The sequence below is a fragment of the Bacteroides sp. genome (assembly GCF_030151085.1).
Taxonomy (GTDB): domain Bacteria; phylum Bacteroidota; class Bacteroidia; order Bacteroidales; family Bacteroidaceae; genus Bacteroides.
In genome coordinates, this window is record NZ_JASLER010000044.1 from 13253 (window position 1) to 26233 (window position 12981).

The window sequence follows — 12981 nt, forward strand, 5'->3', positions numbered from 1 at the left end:
TACGACAGAAATCAATTATAAAAGTAATCATAATAAACTAAAGTAACATGCAAAACAAAGGATTTGTAAGGATTTTTGCGGTATTGCTCACACTGGTGTGTGTGTTCTATCTCTCCTTCTCTTTTGTGACTCGCCACTATACAAGTAAGGCAAAAGAGTTCGCAAAAGGCGATGTGAAAGTGGAGCAAGACTACCTTGATTCTCTATCAAATGAGAAAGTGTGGTTCGGCAATTGGACGCTGAAACAATGTCGCGAAATGGAAATCAGTTTAGGTTTGGACTTAAAGGGTGGTATGAACGTTATCCTTGAAGTTTCCGTACCCGATGTTATCAAAGCATTGGCGGACAACAAATCTGACGAAGCATTCAATCAAGCATTGGCAAACGCCGCAAAACAGGCAACCATGAGTCAGGAAGACGTCATCACCCTGTTTGTGAAGGAGTATCATAAACTCGCTCCGGGTGCCAGTCTCGCCGAATTGTTTGCAACTCAACAATTAAAAGACAAAGTAAACCAAAAAACGTCTGACGCAGAAGTTGAAAAAGTACTGCGCGAAGAAGTGAAAGCTGCCGTTGCCAACTCATACAATGTACTTCGTACTCGTATCGACCGTTTTGGTGTAGTTCAGCCTAACATCCAGAGTCTGGAAGACAAGATGGGGCGTATCATGGTAGAACTTCCGGGTATCAAAGAACCTGAACGTGTAAGAAAATTGCTACAAGGTTCTGCTAACTTGGAATTCTGGGAAACATACACAGCTAAGGATGTTGTTCCGTATTTGCAATCGGCTGATGCTAAGTTGCGTGCAATTCTTTCTAACGAAACGCCAGCTAACAGCACAGACAGCACAGCAGTAGACAGTGCTGCAGTTGCCGCTCCTGCCATAGCTAAAACAACCAGCACAGCTGATAGCCTTGCTGCTGCCTTGAAGGGTGAAACCAAAGCACAAGCAGCTGACCTTGCACAAATCAAGAAGGAACATCCTTTGTTGGCTATGTTGCAAGTTAACCCAAGTGGACAAGGTCCGGTAGCTGCTTATGCTAACTATAAGGATACAGCAGAGATCAACAAATACCTCTCCATGCCGGAAGTACAAGCTGAAATGCCTAAAGACCTGCGTCTGAAGTGGGGTGTTTCTGCTTTTGAAAACGATCCTAAGGCTCAGACTTTCGAACTTTATGCTATCAAGTCTACCGAACGCAACGGTAAAGCTCCGCTGGAAGGTGATGTAGTAGTAAATGCAAAAGATGAATTCGACCACTTCGGTAAACCTGCCGTAAGTATGTCAATGAACAGCGACGGTGCACGCCGTTGGGCTCAATTGACTAAACAGAACATCGGTAAGAGCATCGCTATCGTATTGGATGGTTATGTATATTCTGCACCGAATGTAAATCAGGAAATCACCGGTGGTAACTCACAAATTACGGGTCACTTTACTCCTGAACAAGCAAAGGACTTAGCTAACGTATTGAAATCTGGTAAGATGCCGGCTCCTGCCCACATCGTACAGGAAGATATCGTAGGTCCGTCTTTGGGACAAGCCTCTATTAACGCCGGTATGTTCTCATTTGTTGTAGCTCTTGTTATGGTAATGGCATTTATGTGCTTCCTCTACGGATTTATTCCGGGTATGGTTGCCAACGGTGCGTTATTCATGAACTTCTTCTTCACAATGGGTATTCTTTCATCCTTCCAGGCTGCATTGACCATGTCCGGTATCGCCGGTATCGTGTTGTCACTGGGTATTGCGGTGGATGCCAACGTATTGATTTACGAACGTACCAAAGAAGAACTTCGTGCCGGCAAGGGTGTGAAGAAAGCATTATCCGACGGTTACTCCAACGCATTCTCCGCTATCTTCGACTCCAACCTAACATCAATCATCACAGGTGTGATCCTGTTCTACTTCGGTACAGGTCCTATCCGTGGTTTCGCCACTACATTGATTATCGGTATTCTCTGCTCATTCTTTACTGCCGTGTTTATGACACGTCTGTTCTACGAGCACTTCATGGCTAAGGATAAGTTCTTGAACTTGACGTTCTCTTCTCCGTTATCCAAGAACATGTTTACGAATACACATTTCGACTTCATGGGTGGTAACAAGAAGTGGTTCACAATCACCGGTGTTGTTTTGGTAATCTGCATTGGTTCTATGTTCATCAGAGGATTCAGTCAGAGCATTGACTTTACCGGTGGACGTAACTTCAAAGTACAATTTGAGCAACCTATCGAACCGGAACAAGTACGTACGTTGATTTCCGATAAATTCGGTGATGCCAACGTAAGCGTTATCGCCATCGGTACAGACAAGAAAACTGTACGTATCAGTACCAACTACCGTATACAGGAAGATGGACCAACTGTTGACTCGGAAATTGAAGCATATTTATATGAAGCCGTGAAACCTCTGCTTACTCAGAATATTTCTTTGGCTACCTTCATTGACCGCGACAATCACACAGGTGGTAGTATCATCAGTTCTCAGAAAGTAGGTCCGAGTATTGCAGACGATATCAAAACTGGCGCCATCTGGTCTGTACTCTTCGCTTTGATTGCTATCGGTCTGTACATCTTGATTCGTTTCCGCAATATTGCTTATAGTGTGGGTTCAGTTCTCGCATTAGCTAGTGATACATTAATTATTATGGGTGCTTATTCACTCTGCTGGGGTTGGATGCCATTCTCCTTAGAAATCGACCAAACGTTTATTGGAGCTATCCTGACGGCTATCGGTTACTCTATCAATGATAAGGTGGTAATCTTCGACCGTGTGCGTGAGTTCTTCGGTCTCTACCCGAAACGTAATGTACGCATGCTGTTCAACGATTCATTGAATACTACACTGGCACGTACTATCAATACTTCACTTAGTACATTAATCGTGTTGTTGTGTATCTTCATCCTTGGTGGTGATTCTATCCGCAGCTTCGCATTCGCTATGATTCTGGGTGTAGTAATCGGTACACTGTCTTCATTGTTCGTTGCATCACCTATTGCTTATATGATGCTGAAGAATAAGAAAGGCACTGAACCCGAAGTGGAAGTAGCTAAATAAGACCTGATACAAGGTATCTAAATATAAAAAGGGAGAAAACCTCGCAAGTTTTTCTCCCTTTATATATTTAGATACCTCTCAGTTTCAATGATTGAAACTATCGGCAACGTTTACTTCTGATCGCCTTCCTTTGTCTCCTTCAGCACTACCGCTTCGTACTTAAATTTCTTGAAGCCAGCTTTCAGCTTATCGATGTTGGTTTTCTCAGCATCATAAGTCACGGTAACTGTTTTTTCTTTCAGCTGGGTAGAGAAAGTCTTTACACCTTTCTCGAACTTGATGTTATCTTTTACTTTCTTCTCACAGTTCTCGCAATGCAGTTGCTCAACCTTGAATACTACAGTGCGGAAGTCTTTTGCCACAACAGATGCGGCGCTCAATAATACAACTGCAAGGGCAGTAACCATTCTTTTCGTTTTCATAATTGTCTCTATTTAAAGGTTTAAAATAATGTTACTTATAATCTAATCATCGTGCCAGGTTAAACCGAATGCCAATATATCCTTTGGCTCCATGTACCGGTCCCCAAATCATAGTAGAATCAAAGTTGTCACCCCAAGGATTGGCAGCATCTATGATGGGATTCTTCTGCTTGAAGTTAGTCAGGTTTTCACCACCAATATAGATAGACCAACGACGGAAATAGCGGGTTATCTGTGCGCTGACCTGCTCGAAAGCGCCATAACGGGCTTCCCATGCAGGAGTACCATCTGCCAGTTCATAAGACTTCGGCATGCGTCCACCTCCATTGAGTTGAAGTGTAGCATCGAATTGCCAAAGTCCAAGCGGTGTCTGATACGAAGCAGTGACCAGCCCCTTGTACTTGCTGGTAAGCGGCTTTTCGAGCAACTCCCCATTATAGGTACTCTTGGCATCGGTCATACGATAGGCAGCCGTAAGTGTCATACCAGTAATAAAAGGATAAGTAGCTTCTACCTGGAAGACGTGCGAGTAAGAACGACCATCAAGGTTTGTAAATGCTATCTCGTGCGGATTGCTATCCATATCGACTACCATTTGATTCTGGAAGTCGGTATAATAATACTCGGCATTAATATTAAGCGTTTTACCGAACAAAGGAATATAAGTAGAAAGGCTGGCACCATAGTTCCAGGCTTCTTCCTGCTTGAGGTTAGGAGCAATCACTACTTTGCGACTACTGGCAAGCAAGTAATTGTTCTCGGCCAATACATGATTGGTACGGTAACCTTTTCCTGCCGATAGACGAAGATTGATATATTCATTTGGCATGTACTTAGCATGAGCACGTGGAGTGACAAAGAAATCGTACTGGCTGCTGTAATCACCACGAATACCTGCCATCAGCATCAATTTGGAATTAAGATTGTAGGTGTATTGCGCATGTCCGCCAAAGACTGATTCTTTAGTAAATTGTTTGGTACGACCCAAGTTGGCATCATTCGTCAGGCGATAACGCTGATCATAGCCGTCATAATTGAAGCTTAATCCGGTAGAAAGGCTATGCTGAGGAGTAAATTCTGTTTCAAAAAGCAAAGTACCGTAGACGTTGATTTGGTCTACATCATAGAGTTTACGCCCGTATACGGCATCCTGGTTGTGAAGAGCAGCCTGCAACATGAAGGCCAGGTTAGTATTCTTCTCCTTATTAAATATATAAGCATTCTTGGTGAAGAACTCATAACGGTCTGTATTCACTTTAATCCGATAAGGATCGTGTACCGATTCGCCACCATGTACGTCCTGTCCCCCTTCACGTTTCTCCGAAAGGGCTTTGATACCAGCTTGAAATACATAATTATCACCCATATACGCCCAACGGTTCCACAGGTTATATTGCTCCACACGGGGAATATCGGCAAAACCATCGTCATTTGCATCGTGCATCTTAGTTTCATTCTCATAATGCGCCAGCAAGGTAGTACTCCATCGTTGTCCCAACTTCACAGTAGCATCTGCATTGGCTTCGTAGCGATTGGTAGTACTGGCAAAGAGATTGGCAGATACCCAATCGGCTTCCGGCAACTGAGGTTTCTTGAATTCCACATTGATTTGTCCGGTGATGGATTCATAACCATTCTTCACCGATGAGCTTCCTTTGCTCACCTGAATACTTTGCATCCAAGGCCCCGGTACATAACCCAACCCGTAAGGAGAGGCAGCACCACGGAAATTGGGTATATTCTCGGTAAGCATCTGCACGTAGGTACCCGACAGGCCGAGAAGCTTAATCTGCTTAGCTCCTGTAGCGGCATCCGAGTAGCTTACGTCGACCGAGGGATTGGTTACAAAACTTTCACCCAGATTACAGCAAGCCGCACGGCATAACTCGGCAGCACTGATTACATCTTCATTCATCACACTGTTCCGGAGCTTCATCGTTCCCAAGCGTCGGCTTACTACATTGACTTCGGTAAGCTGTATGCCTTCGCGCAAAGTAATGTCAAGTGTTTCATTTGCTTTTTTTACGCGGATCGTATCGTTATCAAAACCGATAAAACTCACCACCAACTGATGGGCATTCTTAGGCTTTACAATTTTAAAGTGACCTTCGGCATCGGAAGTGGCACCGTTTGTAGTACCCAGCCAAAACAGATTTGCACCGGCAATAACCTCACCAGCAGCATCTTTTACAGTACCCTGCACCTGTGCCGAAGCAAATTGTAAAGGGAAGAGGAGAAGGAAAAAAAGGAGATATTTCGTTGTTAAATAATTCGTCGATTTCATTTTAAATAATGATTGTTTGTTAATAACTCAAGCCTTACCACAGGCAAAGCTTGTGAGTCAATAGGGCATCAGCCAACCATAACCCATATCGGCAAACCGATACAGGTACAATCAATATCTAAATTATGAATACGGAATAAAATGCCAGATACCGCCTGGGTTCCGGTGGAGAGGGTGGAAATGTGTATAAAGACGTCTGCAATGTAGCAACAGGCACAGGCATGAGCGACTGTACCAATTCTTTGCAAAGCAAAAACATAACCGGAGTCATTACGGGCGTTGGATTCTGCCCTTTCAATAAATCTACTTTATAAACAGTGGAAGTACAGCAGTCTTCTTCATCCGAGTAGTCGGTATGAGACAAGGCAGTATGTTGGTCTGCCTGATAAGTCTGTTGAGCATGATGTTCGTGCTGTCCTTCACAACATTCGTGTGTAATTCGGCAACTTACACAGTAACAATGAATCACAGCAACGCCTGCCCCCGCAAAAATAATGAGCAGAGAGAACAATACAGCTGCTATGTAGCGATAAGCATTCATCGTATTTATCATGTTGTGTAGTCTCGCCGGGAATCGAACCCGGATCTAAAGTTTAGGAAACTTCTATTCTATCCATTGAACTACAAGACCTTGATAGACAATCAGCCCTTTTTGTAGAATATTTGTAGAACTTCTATGTCTTTTCTACACCGCGCAGTTAGATTGCGGGCACAAAGATAATGTATTCTGCTGATTTTCCGAAAAAAGTTTTGTTAATCCGATTAACTTTCCGAAATTTGCCTGCGCTCGAAACAAATTCAGAAACAAATTCATTATATAACATTATAAATCTAAGTTATGGCTAACGACATGATGGTCCAAGAACTGGAGCAAGTGGTAGTCCGCTTCTCCGGAGACTCCGGTGATGGTATGCAACTCGCCGGCAACATCTTTTCAACAGTTTCGGCTACGGCGGGAAATGACATCAGTACATTCCCCGACTACCCGGCAGATATCCGTGCCCCGCAAGGTTCACTTACCGGCGTATCCGGTTTTCAGGTACATATCGGAGCGGATAAAGTCTATACTCCGGGTGATAAATGTGACGTATTGATAGCAATGAATGCCGCCGCATTGAAGACTCAGTATAAGTTTGCTAAACCTACTGCTTGTATCATCATCGATACAGATGCTTTCCAGAAGTCAGACTTGGAAAAAGCTGCTTTCAAAACCGATAATCCTATTGAAGAAATGGGTATCAAGCAAGATGTTATTGCCGCTCCTATCTCCCAAATGGTAAAAGATTGCTTGGCAGATACCGGAATGGACAACAAAGCCATGCTGAAAAGCCGCAATATGTTTGCTGTAGGTCTGGTATTCTGGTTGTTCAACCGCGACATGAAAGCAGCAGAAGAATTCTTGCGCGAGAAGTTTGGAAAGAAACCCGAAGTTGCCGAGGCAAATATCAAGGTGATGCATGCCGGTTACGACTACGGACATAATACACACTCTTCCGTAGCCCACACTTATAAGATTGGTAGCAAGGCCAAAGCCAAAGGTACTTACATGGATATCATGGGTAATAAGGCTACTGCTTACGGCTTCATGGCCGCTGCCGAAAAAGCAGGTTTGAAGCTCTTCTTAGGTTCTTATCCTATCACTCCTGCAACCGATGTACTACACGAACTTGCCAAACATAAATCATTGGGTGTAATGACCGTACAATGTGAAGACGAGATTTCGGGTTGTGCTACAGCAGTCGGCGCTTCTTTCGCAGGTGCACTGGCAGTAACCACTACTTCCGGTCCCGGTGTCTGCCTGAAGTCGGAAGCCATGAACCTGGCAGTAATTACCGAACTTCCGTTGGTCGTTCTCGATGTTCAGCGCGGTGGCCCTTCTACCGGTCTGCCTACGAAGTCGGAACAAACTGACTTGTTGCAAGCTTTATTCGGACGCAACGGCGAAAGCCCGATGCCGGTTATCGCTGCTACTTCTCCTACAAACTGCTTCGATGCTGCTTTCAATGCTTGTAAAATAGCTTTGGAACACATGACTCCGGTTGTCCTGTTGACCGATGGTTTCGTTGCTAACGGTTCGGGTGCATGGAAGTTGCCTAACATGGATGAATATCCTACCATCAATCCTCCGTACGTTACTCCAGAGATGAAAGATAACTATGCTCCTTACAAACGCAATCCGGAAACCGGTGTACGCTACTGGGCTATCCCGGGTCAGGAAGGATATACTCACATCTTGGGTGGCTTGGAAAAAGACAGTAATACGGGAGCAATTTCTACTGATCCTGAAAACCACGACCTGATGTGTCGCCTGCGTGCCGAGAAGGTTGCCAAGATTCAGGTGCCTGATGTAGAAGTACAAGGTTGCGTAGACGATGCTGACCTGTTAGTTGTTGGTTTCGGTGGTACATACGGTCACTTGTATTCTGCCGTTGAGGAAATGAACAAAGCCGGCAAGAAAGTAGCACTCGCTCACTTCACTTACATCAATCCGTTGCCAAAGAATACGGAAGCCGTACTGAAGAAATACAAGAAAGTGGTAGTTGCTGAGCAGAATCTGGGACAATTCGCCGGATACCTGCGCATGAAGATAGACAACTTCACTCCTTATCAGTTCAATGAAGTCAAGGGACAACCGTTCGTAGTAGCTGAATTGGTTGACGCCTTCACCGAGATTTTAAACAAGTAATAACCCCGTAAAGAAAGAAACATCATGAGCGAATATACAGCGAAAGATTTCAAAAAAGGACAACCTCGTTGGTGTCCGGGTTGCGGTGACCACTTCTTCTTGGCTTCACTGCACAAGGCAATGGCAGAAATCGGTATCGCACCGAACGAAACAGCCGTTATCTCCGGTATCGGTTGCTCCAGCCGCTTGCCTTATTATATGAATACGTATGCGATGCAGACCATCCACGGACGTGCTGCCGCCATCTCTACCGGTTGCAAGGTAGCCAATCCAAACCTCAGTGTTTGGCAGGTTTCCGGTGACGGTGATGGTATGGCTATCGGTGGTAATCACTTCATCCACGCTATTCGTCGTAACATCGACATTAACATCCTGTTGTTGAACAACCGTATTTACGGTCTTACAAAGGGACAATATTCTCCGACGTCTCCTCGTGGTTTCGTCAGCAAATCATCTCCTTACGGTACAGTAGAAGACCCATTCCACCCGGCAGAGCTCTGCTTTGGTGCCCGTGGACGCTTCTTTGCACGCTGCGTAGCAACCGATGCAGCCGGAACAGTAGATGTATTGAAAGCCGCTGCCGAACATAAAGGAACTACCGTTTGCGAGATTTTGCAGCACTGCGTTATCTTCAATGACAACACTTTCGACGGAGTTTACAAGAAAGAAGGCCGTGCCAAAAACGCTATCTACCTGCAACATGGCAAACCAATGTTGTTCGGTGAGAACAACGAGTTCGGTCTGATGCAGCAAGGTTTCGGTCTGAAAGTCGTGAAGCTTGGCGAGAATGGTATCACCGAAAAAGATATCCTTGTACACGATGCACACTGCGCTGATAACACTGTACAGCTGAAGCTTGCTTTGATGGAAGGTCCTGACTTCCCCATTGCACTCGGTGTAATCCGCGACGTAGATGCTCCTACCTACGACGAAGCAGTTCACGCACAGATCGAAGAGATCTCCGACAAAAAGAAGTATCACAACTTCCAGGAATTGCTAATGACAAATGATACTTGGGAAGTGAAATAAACTCTTATCGCTATAAATTAAAACAGAGGCTGTCTAACAAGTTTAGACAGCCTCATCAATTTAGAAATACAAGTAATCCTGAAAATCAATATTATAATTACACTTTATTTTTTCTCTAAGGAGAAGGAATAAGGAGCATCCGAGTCCGCTGTACCTCGCCGGGTATTAGGTTTATCGGACATCCGGAAGTTCATCTTTATACCCTGAAGCAAGTTATCGTGCTCCAGATAATTCTTCTCATATTTCTTTCCACCGACTGTGAGTTCATCAATATATAGATTCACCGCATTATTCTCAGGTGCGTTGATAGTTATATCCGAGCCGTTTTCCAAATGAATCACTGCCTTACGGAAAAGAGGAGAACCCAAGACATATTGTCCTGAACCAGGACACACCGGATAAAAGCCTAGAGCGGAAAAGACATACCAGGCAGAAGTCTGACCATTGTCCTCGTCGCCGCAATAACCATCGGGAGTTGGTGCGTAGAACTTATCCATCACCTGACGAAGTCGCATTTGCGCTTTCCATGGCGTACCGGCATAGTTATACAAATAAATCATATGCTGCACGGGCTGATTGCCATGCGCATAATTACCCACATTCATCACCTGCATTTCACGTATTTCGTGAATAACACTTCCATAATAACTCTCATCGAAGACAGGGGGAACAATGAATACAGAATCCAGCATGGATACAAACTGCCGCTTTCCTCCCATAAGATTTATCAATCCTTGCGGATCATGGAAAACAGACCAAGTATAATGCCATGCATTTCCTTCGGTGAAAGCATCTCCCCACTTGAAAGGAGAGAAAGGAGCGGCAAAACTACCATCCTTATTACGGCCTCGCATCAAAGATGTTTCCTTATCAAACAGATTCTTATAATTCATGGCCCGTTTGGCATACAAGTCGATTTCCGATTTAGGACGTCCCAAGACTTTACCCATACGATAGATACACCAGTCATCGTAAGCATATTCCAGTGTACGGGCAGCATTCTCGCGAATATTCACATCATAAGGTACATATCCTAATTTGTTGTAATATTCACAACCCCAGCGTCCGGTGGACTTCACAGTGGGATGCTCCTTGTTGGCAGTAGCAATCAGACCTTTGTAGAGTGTCTCTACATCTTCTACTTTCACCCCTTTCAGAAAAGCATCGACGATGACCGAAGCGGAGTTGTTACCTACCATGCAATCCCGGTGACCGGGGCTTGCCCATTCCGGATAGAAGCCACTCTCCTTATAGGTATTGAGTAATCCTTCCTGAATTTCCTTATTAACCGAAGGATAAATCAGATTCAAGAGTGGGAAGAGACAACGGAAAGTATCCCAAAAGCCTGTATCCGTATACATATAGCCGGGAAGTACCTGCCCGTTGTAGGGGCTATAATGATAGAATTCTCCTTTCTCATTCAGTTCGTAGAACTTACGGGGGAAGAGGGTAGAACGATAGAGACAGGTATAGAACGTCTTCAGCTCGTCATCGGTTCCACCGCTTACTTCCACACGTCCCAAGACATCGTTCCACCGCTTTTTCGCAGACTCACGCACTTGGTCAAAGCTCTTGTTCTTTACTTCCTGCAAATTGAGCAGCGCTTGTTCCAGGCTGATGAATGAAGAAGCGACCTTCATCTGTACCTGCTCCCCTTTACGGGTTTTGAAACCGACAATGGCACCTACATGATTGCTTTTCTGCTCCAGAGTATTAAAAATCTTCTTCTCAGCAACCGTATTCACAAACTCGAAATCGCGTTCAAACTCTATCACAAACCAGTTGCGGAAGTTATCTGGTACACCGCCATTATTGCGCGTAGAGTAGCCGACAATTCTCCGCTTCTCCGGCTCTACCTTAATGTATGAACCTTTGTCGTAAGCATCGATCACCACATACGAATGCTCGTTCTCAGGATAGGTGAAACGGAACGCAGCCCCTCTATCCGAGGGAGAGATTTCTGCAACCACATCATAGTCTGCCAGATAAGCACTGTAATAATAGGGCTTTGCAATTTCCGCCTTATGCCCGAACCAACTGGCACGACGTTCTTCGTCGAATTCCGGTTTCCCCACAACGGGCATTACAGAGAACTGCCCGTAGTCGTTGATCCAAGGGGAAGGCTGGTGTGTTTGCTTGAAGCCACGAATTTTAGTATCGGTATAGGTATAAGCCCATCCGTCTCCCATCTTTCCGGTTTGCGGAGTCCAAAAGTTCATGCCCCACGGGGTAGCTATGGCAGGATAGGTATTGCCGGTAGAAAAAGAATGCACCGACTGCGAACCCATCAACGGATTCACATAGTCGGCATAATCACGACTCTCGCCTGCCGCACACAAGCGGCAGGCAGAAAGCATGAGTGATACTAGCAGCAACGTTGTCTTTATCTTCCTCATTTCCATGCTGATACTAATTCCGCAGTGCGAGTCAAATAATAATCCGGAGCCAGCGGAGAGTAGTCGATATACTCGAATAAATCGCTATCGAAAGGTACGGCAGGTTCAATCTGCGTACCTTCGTGCCACTCGTTGAACGAAGTGATGCCGATATTAAGAGCACCCGATTCCGTAGCTGCCTGAAACATATCGGTGTAGTACTTTCCGTTCTCGCGGTCACGTGTGGTTGCAGTATTCCAAGGACGTACACGGGTGTCGATATAACCGGGGCCTACACAAGGGATAAATGTTTTACCGTTTTGCACTGCCCATTCCTGCAAGCCTTTCCAGTTTGCCGGAGTAGAGCCGTATGTAAACCCGGTGGCGGCAAAGTAGGTATAGAAGCCGTCGAGACCGGACTCCAGGAAGTAATCTTGTTCTTTATCCTTTACCCACAGACCTATGATTTTAGAATCCAGTTCCGTTCCGCGGATGGTAAGATCTCCCTGTGGAGTACATACGCGCGCCCATTCGGAAGCAGGAGTCAGGTAAGAGTCATAGATGAAGAAGCAGGGCTTGCCTTCCATGCGGTAGAAAGCCGGATGAGAGCCGAATTGTTTCGTCAGGTCGGCTATATTAGCACGGAGACTTTCGGCACCACGACCAGCGTATGGCTCTATGTGGAAGCAAACTTTCATATTGTGTTTGGCAGCCTCATCGAACAGAGTAGGCAAGGCAGGAGAACCGAAGTCATTCGCTCCCCACCAAGTTACTACTACCACGTCGACCTTGGCCTTTGCCATCATTTCCATGTGGCGTGCTACCGTTACAGGATCGGTGCTGCTATAGTTCTTCAACTCCGGATAGAAGTTTGTGGCAAGATTATCCTGCCCTTTGATGTCATCGGCATTGCCTTTATAGTCGGCGTTCTTTATCACGCCATGTTCCCAGTGGACTTCTTTACCATTGTGTTCGGTATTGCCATACCAGTTATAATAGAAAGCAAACACACACTTCTCAGGTTCGACATTCTTTGCCTCCGTGCAGCTTGAAAATTGCGCCGTTGCCAACATGCCCAAGGCAAGAGACAAGGCTTTAGAAAAGAATTTATTCATATAGGTAA

8 protein-coding genes and 1 tRNA gene are annotated in these 12981 nt (G+C 45.2%); 3 read left to right on the forward strand and 6 right to left on the reverse strand.

The features are described from left to right. The first annotated feature begins 47 nt into the window (after positions 1-47). Positions 48-3062, forward strand: coding sequence for a protein translocase subunit SecDF (gene secDF / locus Q1W14_RS08095; RefSeq protein ID WP_300700523.1), 3015 nt, complete (start codon positions 48-50; stop codon positions 3060-3062). A gap of 110 nt (positions 3063-3172) precedes the next feature. Here secDF and Q1W14_RS08100 read toward each other — a convergent pair whose 3' ends face one another. From Q1W14_RS08100 to Q1W14_RS08115, 4 genes are all read right to left on the reverse strand, one after another. Then, entirely contained in the window at positions 3173-3484 is a 312-nt protein-coding gene (locus Q1W14_RS08100) for a heavy-metal-associated domain-containing protein (protein WP_300700525.1), read from the reverse strand. Between the two features lie 46 nt (positions 3485-3530). Further along, the gene (locus tag Q1W14_RS08105) at positions 3531-5768 is read right to left on the reverse strand and encodes a TonB-dependent receptor (protein WP_300700527.1); all 2238 of its coding nucleotides are present in this window, start codon (positions 5766-5768) and stop codon (positions 3531-3533) included. A 118-nt stretch (positions 5769-5886) separates the two neighbouring features. After that, entirely contained in the window at positions 5887-6321 is a 435-nt protein-coding gene (locus Q1W14_RS08110; protein WP_300700529.1) for a hypothetical protein, read from the reverse strand. Between the two features lie 6 nt (positions 6322-6327). After that, positions 6328-6399, reverse strand: a tRNA-Arg gene (locus Q1W14_RS08115). 207 nt (positions 6400-6606) lie between these two features. Here Q1W14_RS08115 and Q1W14_RS08120 point away from each other — a divergent pair. Both Q1W14_RS08120 and Q1W14_RS08125 read left to right on the forward strand, forming a co-directional pair. Next, complete coding sequence (locus tag Q1W14_RS08120; RefSeq protein WP_300700530.1) at positions 6607-8454, forward strand: 2-oxoacid:acceptor oxidoreductase subunit alpha; 1848 nt, start codon at positions 6607-6609, stop codon at positions 8452-8454. A gap of 24 nt (positions 8455-8478) precedes the next feature. Then, positions 8479-9483 carry a 2-oxoacid:ferredoxin oxidoreductase subunit beta gene (locus tag Q1W14_RS08125; protein WP_300700532.1) on the forward strand — a complete coding sequence of 335 codons (1005 nt, stop codon included), beginning with the start codon at positions 8479-8481 and terminating at the stop codon, positions 9481-9483. 104 nt (positions 9484-9587) lie between these two features. On the opposite strand, the gene Q1W14_RS08130 is transcribed toward Q1W14_RS08125, so the two are convergent. Both Q1W14_RS08130 and Q1W14_RS08135 read right to left on the reverse strand, forming a co-directional pair. Continuing rightward, positions 9588-11879, reverse strand: coding sequence for a GH92 family glycosyl hydrolase (locus Q1W14_RS08130; protein ID WP_300700533.1), 2292 nt, complete (start codon positions 11877-11879; stop codon positions 9588-9590). Then, positions 11876-12973, reverse strand: a complete 1098-nt coding sequence (locus tag Q1W14_RS08135; RefSeq protein ID WP_300700534.1) for an alpha-mannosidase — start codon at positions 12971-12973, stop codon at positions 11876-11878. Before Q1W14_RS08135 ends, Q1W14_RS08130 begins: the two co-directional genes overlap by 4 nt. Positions 12974-12981 lie beyond the last annotated feature (8 nt).

What these genes read in the sequence shown, in the direction of transcription:
- Q1W14_RS08135 (WP_300700534.1), bottom strand. Translation starts at nt 12,973, where the DNA reads ATGAATAAATTCTTTTCTAAAGCCTTGTCTCTTGCCTTGGGCATGTTG.
- Q1W14_RS08100 (WP_300700525.1), bottom strand. Translation starts at nt 3,484, where the DNA reads ATGAAAACGAAAAGAATGGTTACTGCCCTTGCAGTTGTATTATTGAGC.
- Q1W14_RS08105 (WP_300700527.1), bottom strand. Translation starts at nt 5,768, where the DNA reads ATGAAATCGACGAATTATTTAACAACGAAATATCTCCTTTTTTTCCTT.
- Q1W14_RS08130 (WP_300700533.1), bottom strand. Translation starts at nt 11,879, where the DNA reads ATGAGGAAGATAAAGACAACGTTGCTGCTAGTATCACTCATGCTTTCT.
- secDF (WP_300700523.1), top strand. Translation starts at nt 48, where the DNA reads ATGCAAAACAAAGGATTTGTAAGGATTTTTGCGGTATTGCTCACACTG.
- Q1W14_RS08110 (WP_300700529.1), bottom strand. Translation starts at nt 6,321, where the DNA reads ATGATAAATACGATGAATGCTTATCGCTACATAGCAGCTGTATTGTTC.
- Q1W14_RS08120 (WP_300700530.1), top strand. Translation starts at nt 6,607, where the DNA reads ATGGCTAACGACATGATGGTCCAAGAACTGGAGCAAGTGGTAGTCCGC.
- Q1W14_RS08125 (WP_300700532.1), top strand. Translation starts at nt 8,479, where the DNA reads ATGAGCGAATATACAGCGAAAGATTTCAAAAAAGGACAACCTCGTTGG.